This is a genomic window from Chitinophaga sp. SYP-B3965 (assembly GCF_009647655.1).
Taxonomy (GTDB): domain Bacteria; phylum Bacteroidota; class Bacteroidia; order Chitinophagales; family Chitinophagaceae; genus Chitinophaga.
The window spans coordinates 451,885-476,303 of record NZ_WJFD01000004.1 but is presented as its reverse complement, the minus strand read 5'-3'; the positions used below and the strand labels follow the sequence as shown (position 1 = coordinate 476,303).

Sequence of the window (24,419 nt, the reverse complement as noted above, 5' to 3'; positions counted from 1 at the left end):
CATGAAAACATTACAATACATCCTCTTACTGATAACACTCACTGGCTGCAATAAATTCCTGGAAGTAAAACCAAAGGATTCGATTCCTGATGATGTAGCGATCGTTGATAAAGCTTCTGCACAGGCCGCTTTACGTGGTGTATACAGAGGTCTGGCTTCTGACGGGTACTATGGCAATTCCTTTCAGTCCATTGGTTATCTCTCCGGCGATAATGTTCAATGGACAGGTTCACAGTCTATCGTACAACAATTCATTGAACACAAAGTAAGATCAGATAATGCCACCGTAGCTTCCATATGGGTAGCTATTTATGCCACCATCAACAAAGCCAATCATGTGATTGCAAATGTGCCAGGCCTGAATGATGCCTCCCTTACAACTGCTGAACGGAATCAACTGATCGGTGAAGCATTATTCATCCGGGCACTCGCTTATTTTGACCTGGCCCGTACATGGGGCGGTGTACAGATCGTTCTCACACCCACGCTTTCTTCAGCAGATAAAAAAGGAATTAAACGAAGTACCCTGGCACAAACCTATGCACAGGTGCTGGCAGACCTTGAAGCAGCAGAACCTTTACTAACATTGCCCACCACGCAGAATCCGGTGAGAGCTAATAAAGAAACCGTCTGGGCCTTGCGCGCACGTTTCCATCTCTACCAGAAAGAATGGGCACTGGCAGAAACTTATGCCGGCAAGGTGATCAGCAATACCACCAACTACCAGTTACTGAAACCGTTTTCTTCTTTCTTTACACCCGCCAGCGCAGTAGCTACAAAAGAATCTGTATTTGAATTATCCTACAGTGCTACTTACACCAATTCACACAGAGGTCAATGGCAACCACCTGCCAATGGCGGCACACGCCAGATTGCGCCTAACAATGCCGTGATCGCTTTACTGAATGATCCGCTCACAGGTGGCACACGGAGTACTTTATTAGGCAAAACAGTAGCTGGCCTCTGGTACGCAAATTTGTACTACCGCAGCCCGGCTACAGATCCTGCATACATCATCCGCATTGCAGAATTATACCTGATCAGGGCAGAAGCACGCGCCAACCAGGAAAAACTGCCGGAGTCCAAACAAGACCTGGATGCAGTGCGGGACAGAACTGGCCTCACTGGAAGCTCTGCTGCCACCAAAGCGGATCTTCTGCTGGCTATTGAAAATGAAAGAAGACTGGAATTTGCTTTTGAACCACACCGCTGGTATGATCTCATCAGGACCGGCAGAGCAGGAACAGTATTAAACCTTACAGACCCGCTGCGGTATGTATTGCCTATACCAGCCAATGAATTGACCATAGATCCTGCCCTTGAACCAAACGAAGGTTATTAACCATAAATGTTATTGAACATGCCTGAACATCATCACACAACTCCCGCTGTGGAGTGGAACAACCGGGAGAAGATCTTCTTCCGGTTCTTCTTCATTTACTTCCTGCTGCAGGTAGTACCCTTAGATCCAAAATACTTTCTCTCTGTCAACTGGCTGGATCTTCACTATGGCGATATTTTCAATATAGCGCATTACAACCCGCAGTTCTTCTCCGGTTACGCCAGCTGGGGATTCATAGCCCTGCTCGCACTGGCAGGCACAGCCATCTGGACTTACATAGACCGGAACAAACGTATCTCCTACGATCATCTCTATTACTGGATCCGCGTAGCCGTACGTTACCGTTTAGCCATTGCGTTATTTGCTTATGGTTTCCTTAAGTTCTATCCGCTGCAGGCACCTTATCCTTCTCTTAGTAATCTCAACACTTACTACGGGGATTATACAAGATGGAAGTTATTCTCACTCAGTCTTGGTATTGTACCGAACTATCAGTCCTTCCTGGGTTTGGTAGAGATCATTACAGGCGGATTACTGTTATATAGAAAAACAGCCAGCGTAGGCGCTTTCATTGTATTGATCTTTACAGGAAATGTGTTCATGTCCAATATCGCTTATGAAGGAGGAGAACAGGTGTACAGCTTATACCTGATCACACTGGCGCTCTTCCTGCTCAGTTTTGATATCCAGCGTTTGGCGCAACTGCTCATCTTACAAAAACCTGTTTTCCCGAACCGCTTCCATGTAACGCTCACGAAGAGCTGGCAGCGTTATAGCAGGATCGCATTGAAGTCGCTCGTCATCTTTCTCTTTGTATTGGCATATGCCTTTAAACTCTCCATGAGCCAAACCTACCAGTTCCCGGCCACCGCAGGTTTAGCAGATGCAGCGGGTATTTATAACGTAGCGGAATTCAGCAGGAACAAGGATACTATTCCTTATTCCAAAACAGATCCTCTCCGCTGGCAGGATGTGGTGTTTGAAAAATGGGCCACGATCAGTATCCGCTCCAACCGCCCGGTGATCATAGATTCCAATAACCTGGAAAGAGTAACTGCCGGTGAAGATGATAAGATCTATGAACTGGAAGGCACTACCGGACGGCACTATTATAGTTACGATGTGGATACACTTAAACAGGTGCTCACACTTCGGAATAAGAATAAACACTACCAGGGAGAACAACTGGTATTGCATTACAACCGGCTGAATGATTCAAAGCTGGTGCTCAGTAATGACTCCCTTTATGTTGTACTGGATAAGATACCAAAGAAATGGTTGCTGGAAGAAGTGGCCCGCGAAGGCCGCAGGAAATCTATCAAACTATAAACCTAATCACTATGTCAGTTATTGAAACCCTCCATGTAAAAGATACCCGCGAGGCCATTACGCCAGCACCGGTGGATGCCTGGAAATCATGGCACAAAGTGCTCTTCCGCATAGCCTTCATATTCTTTGTAGCCATTTGCATACCCAACAGCGCAGAATGGTACAAACTGGTATTGAATATAGACTGGACCCACCTGCATTACCGCGATCTCTATGATATTGCGCGCTTCGGTTCCGGCATCAACTTTTTCGGCGATACTATTTTCGGCAGCAACCTCCTCGGTTATGCCAACTGGATCACCACCGCCATCATTGCCATAGCAGGTGGTTTCATTTGGACTGCCATCGTGCGGTGGAGAAAAACAGAACGGGAAGAATACAATACATTGTATTACTGGTTGCGCGTTATCGTGCGTTACAGAGCAGGGATCGGCATCATCGGTTTTGGCTTCACAAAACTACTGCCCGTACAAATGCCCTACCCTTCTCTCGGTATCCTGAACACAAACTTTGGCGATCTCACTGCACAGAAAATATACTGGCTGTCCGTAGGCATTGTGCCCTGGTACCAGATCTTTGCCGGTGTGGTGGAAATAACCGCCGGTTCATTATTGCTCTTCAGGAAAACCACCACGCTCGGCGCCATCCTCCTGTTCGCAGCCTTAGGAGATATTGTGTATGTGAACTTTGCATACGATGGCGGCGTACATGTGTACAGCAGTTATTTCGTATTACTCGCCGCATTCCTGCTCATCAACGATCTGCCTAAATTATACAACCTGCTGATCCTGGAACGTTATACCGTTCCCGTTAATTTCTATCCTGACCTTTCTGCCCGCTGGAAGAAATATACGCGCTTTACTTTAAAAGCAGCTACACTGGCCATTTTCCTCGGCTGGTTCTTTTACCTGCAATTGATCAACTTCCTGTACGACCCCTACAAACAACCATCCGTTGCAGGAGAAAAAGAATTACGCGGTAATTTCACCGTCACGGAATTCCGGCTCAACAACCAGGTGATCCCTTATTCTCCATCGGATTCCTTACGCTGGCAGGAAGCCACTTTTGAAGACTGGACCACTTTCACTTTCCGTGTGAACCGCCCGGTACAACTCGATCTCTCCAACGGCGGTGGTGATCCGCAAAAGGACCTTAACAGAACATTTGAAGTGGCTGGTGTAGGTGGAGGGCAGCGGGTTTTCCATTACTATGCAGATCCAAAGAACCATGTGTTATATCTCCAGGATAAATTCAAAGCAAACCCTGAACGCAGGAACCGCGCAGCAGGTGTAGGCGGAGATGGCGGTACCGCCAGGAACCTGAAAGCAGACAGCAGTACTGCTGCTACCGCTGCATTAACGGAGAACTGGATCCCTAAAGAAGTGTGGCAGGATGAAGTGAACAGGATAGATGAACGTGCTTCTTCTACCCGCAGGGATCGGGAATTTGCCACCGCAAAGAACAATGAAAAACGAAACCGGATGATCCTGCAATACGATACAAAAGATGGCAACAGGGTCATCCTGCGCGGCATAAATGAAAACAAAGATTCCATTTATGTGGTGCTGGATAAAGTGCAGCGGAAATATGTATTATCAGAAAGCAGTTTAAAAGCAGGGAAATATTGAGATACTTCTTATTGATATTTTTGGCAGCATGTAAACAAACCCATGAACCGGAACGGTTTAACCTGGGGAGAATAGCCACGGCAGCAGAGATCAAAGCATGGGATATAGACGTTCGCCCGGATGGCAGAGGTTTGCCGGAAGGTTCCGGCACAGTAAGCGAAGGCAGGAATATCTATACTGCCAAATGTGCGCTATGCCATGGAAAGACAGGCGTGGAAGGACCATATAATGTATTAGTAGGTGATACAACGAAAGCAAAGACCATCGGTAACTACTGGCCATACGCTACTACACTGTTTGATTATACACGCAGGGCCATGCCTTTCAATCAGCCCGGTTCTTTAACAGATAACGAAGTATATAGCATTACGGCTTTCCTGTTACATGCCAACAAGATCATTGATTCAACAACGGAGATGAATAAACACACCCTGCCTGCCATTGTAATGCCGGCGCATAAATATTTTGTGAATGACAACAGGCAGGGTGGGCCGGAGGTAAAGTAAGCACACATGGAAGAAAAGAAGATCAAACGCCGCACATTACTGGCAGGAGCCGCAGCTGCTGCTTCACTGGCTTTTATTAAAATAGCTTCCGGGCAGTTGGTGCCGGTACAAACTGCCGATCCAACAAAAATCCTTGGCCCTCCTCCCGGTGAAATAGGTACCCGCTCTCCTTTCGAGCATCCATTGAAGATCACTTCAGACACATCTTCCCGCACACCGCTGCAAGACCTCTTTGGTACTATCACTCCTTCCGATCTTCATTTTGAACGGCATCACGGTGGTGTGCCTGCCATTGATCCACATCGCTATGAATTATTGATCCATGGCATGGTAGAGAAACCCATGATCTTTAAACTGGCAGACTTAAAAAGATTTCCTTCCGTTTCCCGCATTGCTTTTTTGGAATGTTCCGGTAACTTCAGATCAGGTAAAGAAAAAATGACGCCCCAGGAGATCTGCGGTTTAACCAGTCAGAGTGAATGGACAGGCGTAATGCTTTCCACCTTGTTCAGAGAAGTAGGCGTGCATCCCAAAGCTACCTGGTTCCTGGCAGAAGGTTCAGATGCTGCTGTGATGACGCGCAGCATTCCTGTAAAGAAAGGCTGGGACGATGCCATGATCGCCTACGGACAAAATGGAGAAGCGTTGCGCCCGCAACAGGGATATCCCGCAAGGTTGTTCCTGCCCGGCTGGGAAGGAAATACCAATGTGAAATGGATCAGGCGTATAGAACTGTCTGACCAGCCGTTCATGACCCGTGAAGAGACATCGAAATACACAGAAGAAATTAAAGACGGCAAGATCCGCCAGTTCAGTTTTGATATGGATGCCCGTTCCATTATTACCTTCCCCGCCTATCCGGTACAATTGGAAAAGGGATGGGTGGAGATCAGGGGAATTGCCTGGACCGGCCGTGGTAAAATAATAACAGTAGAGATCAGTACAGACGCCGGGAAGAACTGGTACCCGGCAAAATTACAGGATCCCATACTGGATAAAGCACACGTTGCTTTCCGGTATCTTTGGCAATGGGATGGCCGGGAAACGGAGATCATGAGCAGAGCAACAGACGAAACAGGATATATCCAGCCTACTTTAAAACAGCTGGTAGCCGCAAGGGGGAAAGATATGGGAGGTTATCACCTCAACCCCGTAACGGCATGGGTAATTAAAAGGGATGGACAGGTATTGTTCAAACCGGAAAAATGGAAATAGTATGGAGAAAAGGGATTACGATGCAATAGTTGTAGGCGCAGGCCCTAACGGCCTGGCTGCTGCCATCACCTTACAACAGGCAGGCCTGGCTGTTTTGCTGGTAGAAGCCAAAAGCACCATCGGCGGCGGCTTAAGGTCAAAAGAACTGACCCTGCCGGGTTTTGTGCATGACGTTTGTTCCGCCATTCATCCTATGGCGCTTAGTTCTCCCTTCTTTTCTGCGCTGCCGCTGGAAGATTTTGGATTGCAATTCATCCATTCTCCCATCAATGCCGCTCACCCTTTTGATGATGGAACAGCTGCCATATTACAACATTCCGTGGAAGAAACAGCCCGGCTGCTGGGCGCTGATGCGCAAAGTTATGAGCAATTGATCCGGCCGCTTGTAAACGACTGGCCACTGATAGCAGACGATGCCTTAGGCCCTCTGCATTTTCCCAAACATCCGTTTGCCATGGCGCGCTTTGGTCTGAAAGCACTCACCTCTGCTACCTTTATGGCTAAACGATTTAAAACAACAAAAGCCCGCGGTTTATGGGCAGGCATGGCAGCACATGCTATCCAGCCTTTAACCAATACTTCCACTTCCGCCATTGCACTTGCTTTGATGATTGCAGGGCACCGTCAGGGATGGCCGATCCCCAAAGGAGGCGCACAATCCATCGCCAATGCGCTGGCTAAGTATTTCTTATCTATTGGTGGCAGGATTGAGGTGGATCAGTATGTCCGTTCCTTAGATCAATTGCCTTCCGCACATACCGTATTATTTGATGTAACACCCCGGCAACTCCTGCAAATTGCAGGGCACCGTTTCTCCTCTATCTATAAATGGCAGCTGGAAAAATACCGGTACGGCATGGGCGTATTCAAAATAGACTGGGCACTGGATCAGCCCATTCCCTTTACAGCCCCCGAATGCAGGCAGGCCGGAACTGTACACCTGGGCAGCACACTGGAAGAGATCACTTTATCAGAACACCAGTCTTCCAATGGACAGCACGCAGAGAAACCATTTGTACTGCTGGCACAGCAAAGCCTCTTTGATCCTTCCCGCGCACCAGCCGGTAAACAGGTAGCCTGGGCTTATTGCCATGTGCCCAATGGTTCCACAAAAGATATGACGCGTATTATTGAAGACCAGGTGGAACGTTATGCCCCCGGCTTCAGAGATACCATCTTATCTAAACATGTGATGAATACGGCAGACATGCAGGCCTATAATGCCAACTACATCGGCGGGGATATTAACGGAGGGATCATGGACCTTGCCCAGCTGTTCACCCGGCCGGCTTTACGTTCCTCCCCTTATAGAACATCCGCCAAAGGTTTATATATATGTTCCTCTTCCACACCTCCCGGAGGAGGCGTTCATGGAATGTGCGGTTATCACGCTGCCAAACGTGCCCTCAAAGATGTTTTCGGTAAATAATGTATTTTACCGGCATGATCACCATCAGACCCATACAGCCGGAAGACGACGCTACCATCGCACATATAGTAAGGAGTACCCTCACGGAATTCGGCGCCAATAAACCCGGCACCGCATTCGCCGATGCTGCCACAGACCATTTATCCATCGTCTTCGCCAAACCCCGTGCTATTTACTTTGTAGCCCTGGTAGATGGAGTTATTGCCGGAGGAGCAGGTATCCATCCACTGGATGGAGGCCCGGACCATGTATGCGAATTACAGAAAATGTACCTGCTGCCGGCCACCAGGGGCAAAGGCATCGCCCGCACCCTCATTGGCCAATGCCTTGATTTTGCCCGTGAGAAAGGCTATACGCAATGTTACCTGGAAACAATGCCCGCACTGGAGAAGGCCCGGAAGTTATATGAACACCTCGGGTTCATTTACCTGGACGGCCCCATGGGAAATACCGGCCATTTTGGTTGTGATAACTGGATGCTGAAGGATCTATAACCCATTTACACCCCTTTTTTGCCTCTTTTTCGTCCATTTTTGCAAATGCGTGTCCGCTTTTGAAAACCATTTTTTTCCCTCCTTCCATAAATACCCCCTTTTTAAGGCATTTATAGCCCTGAAGTACCCCTTTTTTGTCCGCTTTTGAGAATGCGTGTCCGCTTTCGAAAATCCTGTTTTTCGCATAACCAATTGTCCGTTACAACATAACCCTGCCACAACTTCTTCAGCACCACACAAACCTTTACCAGTAAGGCATTCAAGCCATTCCAACACACTCCTGTGATGGAACCACTCCTAACTATTAGCTTGTTGCCCCTCTATCCGCGAATTACTTTTACATCATCAACAACAACACAAAAATTAAAAAACTCAAAAAAGAAAATATTATGAAAAAGATCATCACCATCCTCGCAATCATGTTCACCACTGGTGCAGCTTTCGCAAGCAATGACAATGTTACTGACAACAAAAAAGCCATGGTCACTTTCAACCAGGAATTTGCCGGCGCTTCTGATGTTGCATGGTATAATTCAGATGAAGGCACCGTTGCCAAATTTGTACTGAAAAATTCTAAAGTAACGGCCCACTTTAATAAAGCAGGCGAACTGCTCGCTACTTCCCGCTACATCACAGATGCAGACCTGCCCTTAGGCATTATCAACAAGCTGATCAAACGTTTCCCTGAACAAAATATCAGGAACGTGGTAGAATACAGTTCTGAAGGAGAAAGCACTTATGTGATCTCCCTGGAAAACGAAACAGAATGGACTATATTAAAAGCTAAAAGTGGTAGTCCGCTGATCACCCTGAAAAAACTGCAAAAGAACTAGATCTTATCACGCCATCTATTTTAAAGGCCTGTCTCCATAATGAGAGACAGGCCTTTTTTAGTAACTTTAAATATGGCTGATACAATACCTCAAAAAAGGATCGCCAGGTTGCTGCTTGAAATGCACCCTACGCATAAGATCCTGGCAAGTCTCGCGCTGGCACTGCTCACCTTCTTCCTGGCCAGGAATGCGGAATTGAATTCCCTGGTAGTATACCTGTTAGCATGGGACGTGTTTGCCCTTACTTACATCACCTTAAGCTGGATCATATTCTTCCTCCGCCCACCGGAACAGATCAGGAAAGTAGCCCGTGTAGATGATGGCAGCCAGTTGTATGTTTTCCTGGTTATATTGATCGCTGCCTTCTCCAGCATGTTCACTGTACTGCTGTTAATGCTCTCTGAGGACGCCAGTGGTATGGCGAAAGGTATTTATATACCCGTGGCCGTTGGAGGGATGCTGCTTTCCTGGGCCATGGTGCATACCACATTCACCGTTCACTACGCACATCTCTATTATGATGACGCTGTAGATGACAGTACAAAACATGCAGAAGGGCTGACCTTTCCCAAAGAGAAAAAACCGGACTACCTTGATTTTGCCTATTTCTCCTTTGTGATAGGCATGACGTTCCAGGTATCAGATGTGCAGATAGAATCCCGTATCATCAGGCGGCTGGCGCTTGTACACGGTCTCTTATCCTTTTTGCTCAATACTTTTGTAGTGGCCCTCACCATCAACCTGATTGCCGGATTAAAGAAATAAAAAAGGGCTTCCGATCGGAAGCCCTTTTGCTATAAGGATTATTTGATCAGCTTACCTAATGTTTCCTGTGCTAAAGGATGGTAGTTCTGTTTATATTTCGAATAGATCTGCTTAGCCATTTGCTGCCCCTTCGGCGTTTTCATCATCTCTGTATATAACGGTGTGAGGAATTTACGGCGCCCAACTGTACTCAGGAACGTTTCCATATTCCCGAATGCAGGTGTATAATCTGCCGCTACGGACATGATGAACCAGAGATCTGCCACCTCACTATTTCCCGTTTGGGTAAAATGATACGCTTTATCCAGCTGCCCCATTTGCGCTACTGTTAAAGGTTTAGGCATTTTACGCAGGAAGTGCAGCCATTCGTGGGAGGTCCAGCCTTCTGTTGCTACCGGCGCACCTTCCAGGAAATGTTTACGTTCTGCATCCACCTTTTCAAAACGTTTCTGCGGTACACGCGGACAATTAGCAGGAATACCAGGCCCATATACCCAGGCATTGATATTGATCTTATTGGCCAAAGCAGTATCCCCTTTCAGGAGATGCTCCTGCAGGTATTGCAGGAACTGCGCCGTGTGCATGGTTTTAAACGCATGTGTATCGAAATAGGTACGCAGGAAAGAATCCAGTTTGGCGCGGCCGGTGGTTTCTTCTACCAAACGCAGGAAATGCGCACCTTTCTCATAGGCCACATCTGTTAAACCATCATCCGGATTACGATCAGTAAGGTCCAGTTTCAACCAGGTGTCCTTACTATCCTTGCCCAGTTCATTCACCGTTTCTTCCAGGTCCTGGTAACCCAGTTCCCATAACATATCTGCATAATCAGCGCCCATCATAGCTTCCATAATGCGGCGTTCAAAGTAAACGGTAAAACCTTCATTCAGCCAGAAGTCTTCCCAGGTAGCATTTGTAACCAGGTTCCCGCTCCAGCTATGTGCCAGTTCATGTGCAATAAGGCTCACCAGTGAACGGTCTCCTGCTATAATGGTAGGTGTACAGAAAGTGAGGCGCGGATTCTCCATACCACCCAATGGGAAACCTGGAGGTAATACCAGTACATCATATCTTCCCCATCTGTAAGGGCCGTATAAAGATTCTGCTGTAGTGACCATCTTACCCACTTCTGCAAACTCATAATGTGCTTTCTCCAGCATGGCCGGTTCTGCGTATACGCCTGTCCGTTGGTCAATAGACTTAAAGCCGATGTCTCCCACTGCCAATGCCATCAGGTAAGCCGGCACAGGTTGTTCCATCTTAAAATGGTAAACCCCGCTATCATTTGCCTGTTGCACATTCTCAGCGCTCATTAATGCCATGAGGCCCTTAGGCACTGTTACACGGGCACTGTAAGTGAACCGGATGCCAGGGCCATCTGCACAAGGGATCCATGTGCGGGCATAGATGGATTCAGATTGTGTATAAAGGAAAGGTTTCTTTTTGCCCAGTGTCTGTGAGGGTTCCAGCCATTGCAGCGCAGTAGCTTTGCTATTAGAAGCATACCAGATAACCACCTGGCGGGATGTTGCTTCTACAGGAATATTCAATCGGCTACCCAGGTTAGGCAATGCCGCATCCAGGCTGTGTGTAACTTTCCTGCCATCTACTGTAATACTGTCAATAGTTAATCCATCCGTATCCAGGTGCAAAGTGCCGGCCTTCGATTTGTTCTCGATCGTCCATGTAGCACTGCCACTGATAATATGCTTTTCAAAGTTCACCGCAATATCCAGGTCTAAATGCTGCATGCTGATGCTGTCAGCATTAGACAAGGTATGCCGGTCTTTTACGGTGGTATTTACTGTAGAGTCCTTCGCAGACTGTGCTGCAGGAGGTTGATTACAGGCAGCGGCAGTGATAAGCACAGCCGCCAGTATGGCGTATTTCATGAAGCAGATTTTGTTATGTATCCGAAGGTATTACTTTATTTTATCGGTTCCGGTGTTAGCTTAGGATTCTCAAAATAATAGAAACCCTGCGCCTTCAGCAAAGGAAGCGCACTTTTCAGCCGCTTTTCAAACTGCACAAAATCCTTCTTCTCCGTATGGGTCCAGGCCGCTTCCGCAAAAGCAATCAGCCTGGGGAAAGTGAGGTAATACATCCGCTGTTTGGAAGCGATCGTTTCTGTCCATAAATTAGCCTGTATACCTTCAATCAGCGGGCTATTCCTGTTAACGTTAGCAGGCAGGCTGTTCAGTGAAAAATCATATACGCTTTTCAGTGAGTTGAACAGATTGCCCGGCCATCTGCGGCCCACTGTATTAGAACTATCCTGCACAAAATCAAAATAGAAAGGAAGGCGCGGGCACAGCACTACTTTGTACCCTTTCTCCAGTGCATTCTTTAACTCTTCCTGTTTTTCATGGCGCCACCAGAACACAATGGTTTTACCGGGAGGCAAAGAAGAAGCCGTTACTTCATCCCAGCCCAGGATACTGTTGTTCAACTTAACAACCGTATCTGCCATCCTTTTAAGGAAGTAATGTTCCACTGCTTCCAGGGAAGTTAATTGCTGACGCTTCATCAGGTCCTGCACCGCAGGATCCGTTTTCCATTTCTCATTCCCAAAGCTCACTTCATCTCCGCCAATATGGATCATTTGAGAAGGAAAGAGCACATCCACTTCCTTCAGGATATTACTGAGGTATTGATACGTTTCTTCTTTACCGGGATTGAACGTGAATTCAGGATGTTTCGCTGATCCTCCTCCGCTGAACTCCGGATAAGCCCTGTTTGCAGCAGTGGCATGGCCTGGCATATCAATTTCCGGAATAACAGAGATATGCAGTGCGGCAGCATAAGCAACGATCTCTTCTATATCTTTTTGTGTATAATATTGAGCCGGGGCAATGGAATCATGGTAGTTACCAATTCCTCCCACAAGGGCAAGGCGCGGATATTGTTTGATCTCTATTCTCCATCCCGGCTGATCTGTGAGGTGCCAGTGAAAACGGTTTAATTTATAGAAGGCCATTTCATCCAGGATCTTTTTCACCTCTTCTTTTCCGAAGAACTGGCGGGATTCATCCAGCATAAAACCTCTCCATTTATATAAAGGGGCATCTTTGATATTCCAGCAGGGAATAGGTTTTCCGGGGAATCTCCTGGCCAGCTGCAAAAAGGAAACCGCGCCATAAAACAGACCTGTTTCATTCTCTGCACTGATCACAACAGCCTTACCACTCATCTGCAGGTTATACCCTTCCGGGCTGGTGCCTTTCTGAAGCTGGAAAATAATGGCAGGCTGCCCGCTCTTCTCCTGGATGGCAGTACGAACACCGGTGTAGCGAAGTAATAATTTCTGAAGGGAATGTGCAGTGCCCTGCAATGCCGGGTCATTGGCTATGATAGGCGTATTGTCCTGCAATAAGAAATGATCCTGGGCAAATGTTGCCTGATTGGGCATTGGAATAACCGGGCAAACTTCCTGTGCGGTAACCACCTGGCTTGCGAAGATGCAAGCCAGCAATAGTGATAATGAATTTTTCATGTAGACTACTTCCTTGTTAGTAAAGCACTAAAGATAATAATCTTCATGAAAGATTACTATCAGACCTGCGAAGTAGAAAGCAGTGATTGCACATATTGTTTCTCATCCTTCAGCCAGTTGAACATCCGGGACCTGATAGAAGATTGCATCTCATTTAACACTACTTCCCTTTCCGGCAAACTCCTCAGTTCTTTTTCATACCAGCTAAGGCAGGCTCTTTTTTCACGGATAGTACGGAACGCCTTTAATTTCCTGCGCATCTGTGTAGTACAGTAAATAAAGTATTCGGGCGAATTAAAATTGTATTCGTAAAGGATGTAATGCAACTGATCAATATATTCTTCATTCGATAAACTACCATGATCATTCAGCAGGAATAATAATCTCCTGTAGTACATCACCATTCTGAAAGAAAGATTGCCTTTATGATTTAATATAGGATTGAACATTACATCGAGCAAAGGTTCTTCCACATTCCTTTTGCGCAGGAATACCTTCATCTCTGCAATGCGTTCTTCCATCTGGCGGCTAACGATCACAACATAACTTTGCGGTAACTGATAATCAATGGCGAGGTACTCAGAAAAATGCTGCTCTAATCCCATTAAGATCCCCTGCAGCATTTCTTCCAGCTCCTGGTAAAAAGCAATAAGTGAATGATCTGAATGTTGCTGGTATTTATGCAGGATCTCCAGCCAGAGGATCATTTGAAATTGACATTCCTGCACATCCTTTGTAATGCGTTCTTTCGTTTCCTCATCATCCGCCAATACTTTCAGGCCTGCGGTGATAGCGAGTTTCTGGGCTTTAACTTCCTCCAGCAGAGCAGGCATCTGTTCTTTGGTGCTGATCAGTACACCGGGACATACTTTCTCTAAAATGATCTGTTGTAACGTGTGCATATAAGATTATTTTGTTCTGGTGAAGCGGGTTCAATATTACTTCCGGACGTTCTCATGCATGCTGAATATTAGGGGTACCAAACGGCTTAGTTAAAAGGTAAGCCAGACCAGGAATAATCCGGCACTACTCTTTATTAACCATAATAAATCTAAATCAAAACTCTATTGATTATAAGATTCTCAAAATGGAAGTAAGGGTGAAAGACGAGGAATTGTTTTTTGTTAATGATGGGAAAATTTAATGTGGAAATTATAAGCATAATAATGTGTAAGATCCACCATAAGTAGGTTGGGCAAACGTATAACAGCAATTAACAATTACGGCGGCAGCCTGTTTTTACCATAAGCGTACAAGGCACACTAGTGCCGCCAGGTTAATAAGGGTATCTATCCTCTTCCTGAAATAATTTTTCCCTATGCTGAGATGTGTTTTGATGCTTTCTTTGGAAACACCCATGATCTTCCCTGCTTCTATATAGGATTTATCCTCCATGTAAACGAGTTCAAGCGCCCTTCTGCATTGGCGGCCCAGGTTAGATAACAGGGGGGTCATAATACTGATACGTGATTCATCATTCATTTGCTGAAGGATCTCCGGCAATTCATTTTCATGGCCAACAGTAAGATACTGACCATATAACTGTTCTTTCTTTGATTTAGATTCATGCGAAGAAAGCTCATGAAGACAGGCATTGTTCACCATTCTGTATAGATAAGGACGCAGATCTGTGATACGTGCCCAGATACCCTCATTGGTTAAGAGCACCAGGAAACGCTCCTGTACAATATCTTCAGCATCCTGCACATTTCCCATTTTTGTATACGCGAAAGAAAATAATGGCTTATAGTACTTCTCATACAAATTATTAAAGGCGACAGGATTGCCTTTTTTCATTTCTGCGATGATGCGTTTGTCGTCCATATGGTTTAAAATAGTACGTCTGGTTAATAAAGCAGTATGCGTGCTGTACAGAGAGATAGTTGGTTGCTTAAAAGCCGGCTGAACTGGAGAAATTGAAATGAAGCGTACATGATCAATTATTCTCGTAACAAAGATGTATGCTGAAATAGTCTCATCACCTGCAATTTTTAGAAAAAAAACAAAATTTGAAGTTAAATGCCTGTTAACAGACCCCAAAATAGGGATAAACGGAAATATATTACACTTAAATTCACCCTGTTAATCGATAAAAGGAATCTTATAAGCAGCATGGAGAATGAATTGTACATACGGGAGTTAATAATAAAGGAACACTTCGGGATCATTTCCGAAGCGGAGCAACTGGAATTGGATGCTATATTGGCCTCTGGCGCAGAAGCAAGGAAGATCCGGGAAGAAATTCAGGAGGTTCCGGCAGACGATGCCCGGCAATATCTTGAAAATGTGAACCTGCAGGCAGGCCTTGAAAACGTTTTTGAACGATATAATGCCCAAAAGGCAAGGCGGCGTATGCGCACCCGCTGGGTCTCAGCGGCCGCATTGCTGGCAGCAGTAGCCGTTGGCGCCTACCTGTGGATGCCCGGCAAAAAAGCCTCGCTACAGCCTCAGCAGATAGCCCGGGTGGCAAACGGCTCAGCCACCCTGCAGCTGGCAAACGGCCAGGTGATCACCATGAGTGACTCCGGCCACCAAAACATCAACCTCCAGAATACCAATGTGCAGAATAATAACCGCGTCCTGAAATTCGACGCGCAGGATACGGAAGGCGCCACCGGCTGGAACACCCTCACCGTTCCTCCCACCCTTGATTACCAGGTAGTATTGTCTGATGGCACCCAGGTATGGCTGAACAGTACCTCCAGGATCCGTTTCCCTTTTAAATTCCCCGGTAATCAAAGGGAAGTATTCATAGAAGGAGAAGCCTATTTCACCGTGAAGCAGGATGCTACCCGTCCTTTTATAGTACATGCGGGGCAGGCAGATATCCAGGTACTGGGAACATCCTTTAATGTGAACGCCTATAGGGCCACACAGGTGATCACCTCACTGGTACAAGGTAAAGTAGCCGTTCAGTCCGGCTCCAGCAAACTACTCCTGGATCCGGGTAAAGAAGTAGTGGTAGCTACAGGCGAACCACTCGTTATGCGTGATTTTGATCAGCAGACCACCCTTGCATGGCGCCAGGGAGAACATTACTTCCGGGATGCTTCTATCCGCGAGATCGGAGAAATGATGAGCCGCTGGTATAATGTGGACCTGGTGATCGATAACCCCGAAGCAGGTAATATGCGCCTTCGTGGTAAGTTATACCGCCACCGCCCGTTACAAAACTTCCTCGATCAGCTGAACAGCCTGGGATTGGTACAGTTCTACTGGAAGAACAACGTTTTGCACTGTAAATAAGAACTTAGATCATCGCACAAAAAAAGCCTCCCAATGTTATTGGGAGGCTTTTAATATTTTATAGCAATGCTTTTATGCAGTAGCCGCTACAGGCTTCATGCCTAAAGTGCGCATAAACCGGAAGTGAGATCTCACCGCACTCATCATAGTGGGCATAGAATTATACTGAATGCCAAATTCTTTACACTTTGATGCTACGATCTTGCTGATCGCAGGATAATGCACGTGGCTGATCCGTGGGAACAGATGGTGTTCTACCTGGTAATTCAGACCACCTACCAACCAGGATACTACTTTATCATCCTGTGCAAAATTCGCTGTGGTTTTGATCTGGTGAATAGCCCATTCGTTCTCTATCAGTTTATCATCTTCACCCACCACTTCGAAAGTAGTTTCTTCTACCACATGCGCCAATTGGAATACGATGGCCAATGTAAAGCCAAGTACAAGGTGCATGGCGATAAAGCCCACCAACCAGGCTTGTACACCTACTACCCAGATAGGTAACACGATATAGAACAAGATGTATAATACTTTACTGCCCCAGAATACCAGGTGATCGCTCGTTTTCATGTTCTGCAAAGGAGTTTTATACACCTTGCGGCTCAGGTACTTTACAAAATCCATGATGAATACCCAGGCAAAGGAAGAGATTCCGTACACAAGCACTACATAAATATGCTGTATCCGGTGCATAGGCTTCCATGTTTGAGTGTCGCACTGGCGCATCAGCGGACTTTTTGCAATATCATCATCCAACCCGTCCACATTTGTATACGTGTGATGGATAATGTTATGTTTCTGTTTCCAGATAAAGGCGTTGCCACCCAGTGCATTTAAAGTAAGTCCCATTGCATCATTTACCCAGCCTTTGGTAGAGTAGCTACCATGGCAGGCATCGTGCATCACGTTGAACCCGATACAGGCTAATACAAAACCAAGTAAAGAACTCAGCGCGATCCCCGCTACAGCATGAAGAGGAAATACCAGCAGGCTCACATACAGGAGCACAGCGGCAGGTACCAATACGATCGTTTTCAGATACAATTGGAAATTACCTGTCTTCTTCAGATTGTTTGATTGGAAATACTCTTCCACAGACGCTTTTAGCGAAGGAAAAAAAAGCGCGTTCTTGTTGTTGAATGATACTTTGGCCATAGTTGTAACAGGAGGTAGGTCATAAAAATGATGAGTGAGTCTCATCATCCGTAAATTCTATTCACCCTTTCATGTAAAACTAGCGAAAATATCCTCATTTAAGCAATTATAGCTGATTGAAATCCTATATATATTGTTAAATATTTGTTCCACCATCTATTACAAAACCAGCACCCGTTACATAACCACTCTCAGGACCAGCAAGATAGGCCACCAGACCTGCAATATCATCAGCAGTGCCAAATTCAGAAAGCGCCATCAGAGAGCGTTGAAAATCAGCGTGCGGACCATCAGCCGGATTCATATCTGTATCGATCGGACCAGGATGTACAGCGTTCACCGTAATACCCTTTTTACCCAGGTCGCGGGCCATGCCTTTCGTTAATCCCACCAGAGCACTTTTGGTCATAGCGTACAGAGTGCCGCCGGGAGTTGGCATCCTTTCCGCCTGGCAACTGCCAATATTAATGATCCGTCCGCCTTTTCCCAGGTAAGGCAAAGCCGCCTGAGATCCCGCAAATACAGCACGGATGTTCACCGCCGTGATCAGGTCAAAATCTTCTATGGTCAGATCAGCCATATCTTTATAAAATGCGATGCCTGCATTATTTACCAGGATATCTAAACCACCCAGCTCCTTAGCCGTTTGGTCTACCGCCTGTTTCACGGCCAGCGGATCTGCACTGTCCGCCTGAATGGCGATACCTTTCACGCCCAATTGCTCTATTTCTTTCACAATGGCTGCCGCTTTTTCCGGAGACGCGTGATAAGTAATGGCCACATTGGCTCCCTCACGGGCAAGCCTTTTTGCTATAGCCGCACCAATACCGCGGCTCCCTCCTGTTACCAGGGCTGTTTTGTTTGCTAAATTTTTCATCTCACAAAAGTAGAATGGAATGATTAAATTTGCAGGTACAGCTAAAATTGTTAAGTACTAACAAAAAAGTAAGTATGCGGAAAGAAGAATCCACCAACGCACAAAATGAAGCCACCCTGATCAGGAATTGCGGGATGGCCTATACCCTTTCCGTGATCGGCGGCCGCTGGAAACCCAATATCCTGTATTGCCTGCTGCAAGGCAAAATGCGGTACAATGAATTGCGCAAAGCCATCGATGGTGTTTCTGAAAGGATGCTGGTAGCACAGCTGCGGGAACTGGAGGAGTACGGCCTGGTAAAAAGGATCATTCACCCGGAAGTGCCTCCCAAAGTAGAATATGAATTAACGCCGCTGGGATATTCAACAGAACCTATGTTGCACTTAATGTCCAATTGGGGAAATCAGAACCGGGAAGAAAAGGAGCAGCTGGTTGAAAATAACGGGTAAACCCACTGCGCTCAAATATTTTTGGTTTTATAAAGAATTCTCTTACCTTTGCCATCCCAAAAACGCTATATGCCGCGTTGGTCAAGCGGTTAAGACGCCTCCCTTTCACGGAGGAATGACGGGTTCGATTCCCGTACGCGGTACCAAAAACTAAAGGCTATTCTGAATCAGAATAGCCTTTTTCATTTCCTTAATGGCCTCTAGTCAGCCTATTTGCGGCCTTGGATTGGCCTTACGCGGCCTCGTGACAGCCTCTAGTCAGCCTTGCAATGGCCTTACATCAGCCTTCATCTCCTATTCTACAGCCTCTGCTCCAAAAAGTCGTTCATCCCTTCTTTATGATCATATGTGTAGCATTCTCTCCGGCCACTATTTGTATCTGATTATAGCCAAGCGCTGTCATATTCATTCCCGAAAATAAATGTTCTCCCGAACCTAAGAAGATGGGTGAAATGGCTATATGTAATTCGTCAATATATCCCGCCTGTAAGTATTGCCTTATCGTTGACACCCCGCCGCCAATACGGATGTCTTTCCCGTTCGCCGCTTTTCTGGCTTCTTCCATCGCAGATTCAATACCACCGGTAATAAAATGAAACGTTGTTCCTCCTTTCATGGTCACGGATTTTCTCTCGTGATTTGTCAAAACAAACACCGGAACATGATACGGCGGCTCTTCGCCCCACCAGCCTTTCCATTCATCATCCGGCCATGGTCCGCGAACAGGTCCGAACATGTTTCGTCCCAGGATCCAGGCCCCCATGTTCTCGAACGACTTCTCCACGAATTCATTATCTACACCTTCATTTCCGCCATCTTTACGGCCGATCTCCCGAAACATTTTTGTCGGGAAGATCCACTCGTGAAGTTCTTCACCTCTTACTCCCAAAGGTTCAGTCAAGTTTTGTCTGATGCCTGCACCAAATCCATCCAGGGAAATTGAAAAACATGCAACTTTTACTTTACTCATGTTGAATTGGGTTTTAAGCTATTTGTAAACAACACAAATCTCAACAGAAAAAATGGAGTTTGGGTGGTGTATATGCGACTTATATAGTGGCAGAATATGCCATCACCCTGCTTTCACCTGTGCAATCATCGCATCAAAGAACTGGTTGATACCCTCCGCCGCATATCCCAGCAAACGGGAATGGTCACCCAGTTCAGAACTAACGATCTGTGTTTTTTCCCTTATTTGCGTCATGCAATAAGTGTTGATCGCCTGCTGCATAGGCAATGTAATATACTGGCGGGCCGCCGCGATCTTTCCGCTAAGGATCACTAATTCCGGATTAAATAACTGAATGAGAACAGAGATCCCTTTGCCCAGGTTAGTACCGATATTAGACAGCAACTGAATAGAATACTGGTCTCCGTTATTGGCCGCACGAATGATCAGCTCTGTTTCAATCCGGTATACTTCTTTGTTTGACAGATCATTGATGATAGAGTTCTGGCCGGAAAGAATACCTTGTCTTGCAATCTTGGACAACGTCATGCCGGAAGCTACTGTTTCCAGGCAACCATGTTTACCGCAATAACATAACTCACCGTTCTCTGCAAAAGGCATATGTCCCATCTCACCGGAAAAACCAGAACTACCCTGCTGTACTTTGCCATCCATAATAATGCCCAGCCCAATACCCCAGTCCATGAGAATAACCAGCACATTCTTTTTATTTTTTGCATGCCCCACCCGAAGCTCTGCCAGCGCCGATCCTTTCACATCATTCTGAATAACAACAGGTAGCCCCAATTGCTGTTCGAATGCTTCGCGCAGGCTCATGTGCCCGGTATCATCCAACAGGTAGCTGAAATTCTCACCCAACTGGGTATCGATCAGGCCAGGCATACCAATACTGCATCCGATCAGCAGGCCGGTATCTATTTTGGCAGAATCGATGAGTTCTTCCACATGTCCCAGCAAAGTGTCAAAAAATGCGCTGCGGCTGCGGGAGAGTGTAACAGGCACCGATTTTACTGCAGTGATAAAGTTGTTGTTGTTATCCACGATCACCATGCTGGTTTTGAACAGCTCAATGTCTATGCAAATAATGAACAATCCGTGTTTGCGTAAACGAAAAAGATCAGGGCGCCTCCCTCCTATGGATTCCCCTTGCCCCTTTTTCTCTACGATCCGTTCCCGGCTCATTTCCAGGAGCAGTTTCATTGCCGTGGGTGTAGAGATACTCAATGTTTCGCAAAGCCCGGCCACGGAAGATGGACCTTTCGTATACATGTACTGTAAAAGCCTGTACTTCAGCTGTACCTGCTTCCTGCTGTCACTCTCCAACGAAAACAACTCCCTTCCTAACAGATGCACATTCATATCTTCAATTTTTTTGTCTTTCTTCAACAAACTTCTTAAAAAATATTTAAGAAGTTTGTTTCATTGCGGAAAATATCAAAAAACTTTGGTCTTTAGCGAAAAATAGTCCGCATATTTAGAACACATACAATAATTATTTGAAGATTTATTAAGCAGGAAGTTAAAGAAACGCAAAAAATTAATCGGGTTTAGAGTCAACGGATAACCTGATTGGACCATGTGGCTTTACGCATAAAATCAACTAAAACAACAGCCGGGGATTACCAAAATATACGCTTCGGGAAATCTAAGCCCTCACCTCATCCATGTACTGTTTGTATGATAATTCACAACCGTCCGGCATAAAAACAGCTGGCTGTTACAGGCGGAGTTATGCCTTTTTGCGCACGTACCTTCAACCAAGCCAATATATGAAGTACTTATTCTTATTCTCATCGTTTCTGTTCTGCATGCTGCAGGCCCAGGCCCAGCAGCGGAACATTACGGGCAGTGTCGCGGATTCTTCGGGCAGTCCCGTACCAGGCGCAACCGTCCTGGTAAAAGGCACCAACATCGGCACCGCGGCAGCAGCCGACGGGCGCTATGAAATCAAGGTGCCGAATGACAACGCTATCCTTATCTTCAGCTCCATCGGTTTCCAGGACCGGGAAGTATCTGTAGGTAAGCAATCCGTTATTAATGTGCGGTTACTGCAGGGAGGCAAAGACCTCAACACTGTAGTGGTAATGGGGTTCTCCAAAATAGAACGCCAGCACGTAGCTTCTTCTGTTGCCCAGATGGATATGAAGCAGGTTAAAACAAGACCTGTAGCCAAACTGCAGGAAGCTTTCTCCGGAACCATTCCGGGTGTAACCATGCAACAAGGTAACAACCTGCCAGGCAGTGTGCCGGGTACTATTTCCATCCGCGGTATCAGTACTTTGCAAAATGCAGAGCCACTGGTGATCGTAGATGGTATGGAACAATCCCTTACAGACATTGACCCTAACCAGGTGAAAAGCATCACCATCCTGAAAGATGCCGCTTCCGCTTCCATGTATGGTTCGCGCGGCGCCAACGGGGTTATTATCATCGAAACGGAAAGAGGTACCACAGGTAAGTTCAAAGTAGATCTGAACCATTGGACCGCATTCCAGAAACCGATCGATCTGCCAGACTTCGTAAATGGCGCGGAATACATGCGTCTGAACAATGAGGCCCGTACCCTTCAGGGCCAGGCACCTACTTTCTCTGCAGACTCCATCCGCAAAATGGAGAGCGGTGAAATTCCAAATGTAGACTGGCTGGACGAGGTGATGCAACGTACCGCCAACTCACAGAACACCGCACTGAGCGTATCCGGTGGTGGTGGTGTGGGTACCTTCAATCTGATGCTGGGCCACCTCCGGGAAAACGGTCTTAACAACATTGAAGGCTCACGGAAATACTCTGCCCGCTTCAACACGAATATCAATATCGCAGACAAGTTCGTGCTCCTGGCAGACTTCTATGCACACCGTCTTCAGGTGGACCGTCTGTACGCCAACGATGATGGCAATGGCCTCTACACCAATGCATGGAAAATGAATGCTTCCCAGCAGGTGTTTTACAGTGACCGCGGGCTGGACATTCCTGAGCATTACATCCTGCATAACAGTCTCAATCCATTAGCTTCTATCGTTCGCGGCGGTAACAAAAACTACCTGCACGATAACAGTTCTATCAACCTGCGCCCCAGGTATAACATCAGCAAAAACCTGAATGTAGAGGGCAACGTATCTTATCTCATTACCAAATCCGCCAATAAATGGAAACGCGAAACTTTCAAGTTTTTTGACGGAAATGGAAAACCTGTAACTACCTGGGCGAATGCCGTAGGTGCAGAACAAGGTGTAAGCACCAGCCAGGTTACCGGCCGTGCACTCGTTAATTATACCGGCAACCTCCGCAAGGGTAAGGACAAGATCTACTTTACAGCGGGTGCGGAAGTAATGAGCTGGAACTATACAGATTTCCGGGAAGTAAGTAAATCTTCTTTCTTCGGTAAACTGAACTATTCTTTCGACAACCGTTACATCCTTGAATTCACGCCACGCGCAGATGGTAGCAGCAAGTTTGCTCCCGGAAACAGATGGGGCTTCTTCCCTTCCGGAGCATTGGCATGGAACGTAACCAACGAGCAATTCATGAAATCACTCGTAGAGTCCGGCAAGCTGAACAACCTGAAACTGCGGGTATCTTATGGCCTCATCGGTAATGAGAACGTAGATCCTTATCTCTGGCAGGAGATCGTGAACACATGGGGATGGACGATGCGCATGCCCAATCCCAATTTTTCCTGGGAAAAGCAGCAGCAAGCCAACATTGGCCTGGAAGCTACTTTGCTCGATAAACGCCTGACCTTAACAGCTGAGGTGTATCAGAAACATTCTTTCGACCTGATCTATGCCAACTTCCCTGTACCGCCACTCACAGGTTCCTATACCCTGGAATCTGCTTTGAATATCGGACAGGTGGATAACAAAGGTTTTGAACTCTCCGCTACATGGAGCGATAATATTGGCAATTTACACTACAGCATCGGTGGTATGCTCTTCGACAACCGTAACGAAGTAGTGAAAGCCGGTTACAAGGATAATGACACACTGATCTTCAAAGACAATAACGACAAGATCTGGTACAAAGGCATTGCGCTGGACAACTACTATGGTTATCAAACAGACGGCTTCTATCGTGATGCTGCTGAAGTAGCCGCCAGTCCTTCAAAAATGGCTAATACCCTTCCCGGTGACATCCGTTATGTAGACATAAATAAAGATGGTGTGATCAACAACATGGATCGTGTGAACCTGGGCGATCCGTTCCCGCACATGAACTATTCCGTGAACCTGAACCTCAGTTATCAGCGTTGGGATTTTGCAGTGCTCGGTCAGGGCGTAGGCAAACGCACCGGCCGTCTCGGAGGAATGGAAGGTTATCCTGTACTGGTAGATGGTGCCACCAATGCACTTGGTACGCCACGTCAATATTATGCAGACAATCGCTGGACGCCTGAGAATCCAAACAGTCGTTTCCCACGTGTATGGACGGGTACTACTACAAACACCAACCTGTCTGATGTATGGCTGAGCGATGCCTCCTTCTTCCGCTTTAAAATGATCCAGCTGGGTTACACTTTTCCAAAGGTGGGTTCACAGATCCGCAATCTGCGTGTTTACGTGAACGCACAGGATGCGATCACTATTACTAAGTGGGAAGGTCTTGAACCAGAGCGTAATGGCGGTAACGGAACTTATCCCCGCATGGCCATTTTCAGCATTGGATTGAAAGCTACTATGTTCTAATCA

Annotated in this window: 20 protein-coding genes and 1 tRNA gene; 13 read left to right on the top strand and 8 right to left on the bottom strand. The window is 46.5% G+C overall.

From position 1 onward, the window contains the following. Position 1: 1 nt before the first annotated feature. From GFS24_RS22945 to GFS24_RS22905, 9 genes are all read left to right on the top strand, one after another. Positions 2-1,342, top strand: coding sequence for a RagB/SusD family nutrient uptake outer membrane protein (locus GFS24_RS22945; RefSeq protein ID WP_153663663.1), 1,341 nt, complete (start codon positions 2-4; stop codon positions 1,340-1,342). Between the two features lie 18 nt (positions 1,343-1,360). Beyond that, positions 1,361-2,671, top strand: coding sequence for a DoxX family protein (locus GFS24_RS22940; RefSeq protein WP_153663661.1), 1,311 nt, complete (start codon positions 1,361-1,363; stop codon positions 2,669-2,671). A gap of 11 nt (positions 2,672-2,682) precedes the next feature. Next, positions 2,683-4,299 carry a hypothetical protein gene (locus GFS24_RS22935; RefSeq protein WP_153663659.1) on the top strand — a complete coding sequence of 539 codons (1,617 nt, stop codon included), beginning with the start codon at positions 2,683-2,685 and terminating at the stop codon, positions 4,297-4,299. A gap of 20 nt (positions 4,300-4,319) precedes the next feature. Further along, positions 4,320-4,805, top strand: a complete 486-nt coding sequence (locus GFS24_RS22930; protein WP_253906561.1) for a c-type cytochrome — start codon at positions 4,320-4,322, stop codon at positions 4,803-4,805. Positions 4,806-4,811: 6 nt separating this feature from the next. After that, a complete protein-coding gene (soxC, locus tag GFS24_RS22925) occupies positions 4,812-6,020 on the top strand; it encodes a sulfite dehydrogenase (protein WP_153663655.1) in 1,209 nt (402 codons plus the stop codon). Between the two features lies 1 nt (position 6,021). Further along, positions 6,022-7,449 (top strand): NAD(P)/FAD-dependent oxidoreductase, encoded by a 1,428-nt coding sequence (locus GFS24_RS22920; RefSeq protein ID WP_153663653.1) that lies wholly within the window; start codon positions 6,022-6,024, stop codon positions 7,447-7,449. Between the two features lie 14 nt (positions 7,450-7,463). Next, positions 7,464-7,943 carry a GNAT family N-acetyltransferase gene (locus tag GFS24_RS22915; RefSeq protein WP_173003165.1) on the top strand — a complete coding sequence of 160 codons (480 nt, stop codon included), beginning with the start codon at positions 7,464-7,466 and terminating at the stop codon, positions 7,941-7,943. 389 nt (positions 7,944-8,332) lie between these two features. Then, on the top strand, positions 8,333-8,776 hold the full coding sequence (locus tag GFS24_RS22910) for a hypothetical protein (RefSeq protein WP_153663649.1): 444 nt from the start codon (positions 8,333-8,335) through the stop codon (positions 8,774-8,776). 72 nt (positions 8,777-8,848) lie between these two features. Next, on the top strand, positions 8,849-9,541 hold the full coding sequence (locus GFS24_RS22905) for a DUF1345 domain-containing protein (protein WP_153663647.1): 693 nt from the start codon (positions 8,849-8,851) through the stop codon (positions 9,539-9,541). 38 nt (positions 9,542-9,579) lie between these two features. Here GFS24_RS22905 and GFS24_RS22900 read toward each other — a convergent pair whose 3' ends face one another. The 4 genes from GFS24_RS22900 to GFS24_RS22885 form a co-directional block, all read right to left on the bottom strand. Further along, positions 9,580-11,433, bottom strand: a complete 1,854-nt coding sequence (locus GFS24_RS22900) for a M1 family metallopeptidase (RefSeq protein WP_153663645.1) — start codon at positions 11,431-11,433, stop codon at positions 9,580-9,582. Positions 11,434-11,468: 35 nt separating this feature from the next. Beyond that, a complete protein-coding gene (locus GFS24_RS22895) occupies positions 11,469-13,034 on the bottom strand; it encodes a beta-N-acetylhexosaminidase (protein WP_153663643.1) in 1,566 nt (521 codons plus the stop codon). Positions 13,035-13,093: 59 nt separating this feature from the next. Then, on the bottom strand, positions 13,094-13,936 hold the full coding sequence (locus GFS24_RS22890) for a hypothetical protein (RefSeq protein WP_153663641.1): 843 nt from the start codon (positions 13,934-13,936) through the stop codon (positions 13,094-13,096). Between the two features lie 337 nt (positions 13,937-14,273). Next, positions 14,274-14,858, bottom strand: coding sequence for an RNA polymerase sigma factor (locus GFS24_RS22885; RefSeq protein ID WP_153663639.1), 585 nt, complete (start codon positions 14,856-14,858; stop codon positions 14,274-14,276). Between the two features lie 288 nt (positions 14,859-15,146). On the opposite strand from GFS24_RS22885, the gene GFS24_RS22880 reads away from it, so the two are divergent. After that, positions 15,147-16,280 carry a FecR family protein gene (locus tag GFS24_RS22880; RefSeq protein ID WP_173003164.1) on the top strand — a complete coding sequence of 378 codons (1,134 nt, stop codon included), beginning with the start codon at positions 15,147-15,149 and terminating at the stop codon, positions 16,278-16,280. A 72-nt stretch (positions 16,281-16,352) separates the two neighbouring features. Here GFS24_RS22880 and GFS24_RS22875 read toward each other — a convergent pair whose 3' ends face one another. Together GFS24_RS22875 and GFS24_RS22870 are read right to left on the bottom strand one after the other, a co-directional pair. Further along, positions 16,353-17,486: an acyl-CoA desaturase gene (locus tag GFS24_RS22875; protein ID WP_253906560.1), complete on the bottom strand. Its 1,134-nt coding sequence runs from the start codon at positions 17,484-17,486 to the stop codon at positions 16,353-16,355. Between the two features lie 88 nt (positions 17,487-17,574). After that, complete coding sequence (locus GFS24_RS22870; protein WP_153663635.1) at positions 17,575-18,315, bottom strand: SDR family NAD(P)-dependent oxidoreductase; 741 nt, start codon at positions 18,313-18,315, stop codon at positions 17,575-17,577. A 74-nt stretch (positions 18,316-18,389) separates the two neighbouring features. Between GFS24_RS22870 and GFS24_RS22865 the strand changes: the two genes are divergently transcribed. Together GFS24_RS22865 and GFS24_RS22860 are read left to right on the top strand one after the other, a co-directional pair. Next, complete coding sequence (locus GFS24_RS22865; RefSeq protein WP_153663632.1) at positions 18,390-18,764, top strand: helix-turn-helix domain-containing protein; 375 nt, start codon at positions 18,390-18,392, stop codon at positions 18,762-18,764. Positions 18,765-18,835: 71 nt separating this feature from the next. Then, positions 18,836-18,910, top strand: a tRNA-Glu gene (locus GFS24_RS22860). Between the two features lie 179 nt (positions 18,911-19,089). On the opposite strand, the gene GFS24_RS22855 is transcribed toward GFS24_RS22860, so the two are convergent. Together GFS24_RS22855 and GFS24_RS22850 are read right to left on the bottom strand one after the other, a co-directional pair. Further along, a complete protein-coding gene (locus tag GFS24_RS22855) occupies positions 19,090-19,734 on the bottom strand; it encodes a dihydrofolate reductase family protein (protein WP_153663630.1) in 645 nt (214 codons plus the stop codon). A gap of 102 nt (positions 19,735-19,836) precedes the next feature. Further along, the gene (locus GFS24_RS22850) at positions 19,837-21,093 is read right to left on the bottom strand and encodes an ROK family protein (RefSeq protein ID WP_153663628.1); all 1,257 of its coding nucleotides are present in this window, start codon (positions 21,091-21,093) and stop codon (positions 19,837-19,839) included. Between the two features lie 410 nt (positions 21,094-21,503). On the opposite strand from GFS24_RS22850, the gene GFS24_RS22845 reads away from it, so the two are divergent. Then, positions 21,504-24,416: a SusC/RagA family TonB-linked outer membrane protein gene (locus GFS24_RS22845; protein WP_216647498.1), complete on the top strand. Its 2,913-nt coding sequence runs from the start codon at positions 21,504-21,506 to the stop codon at positions 24,414-24,416. The last annotated feature ends 3 nt before the right edge of the window (positions 24,417-24,419 follow it).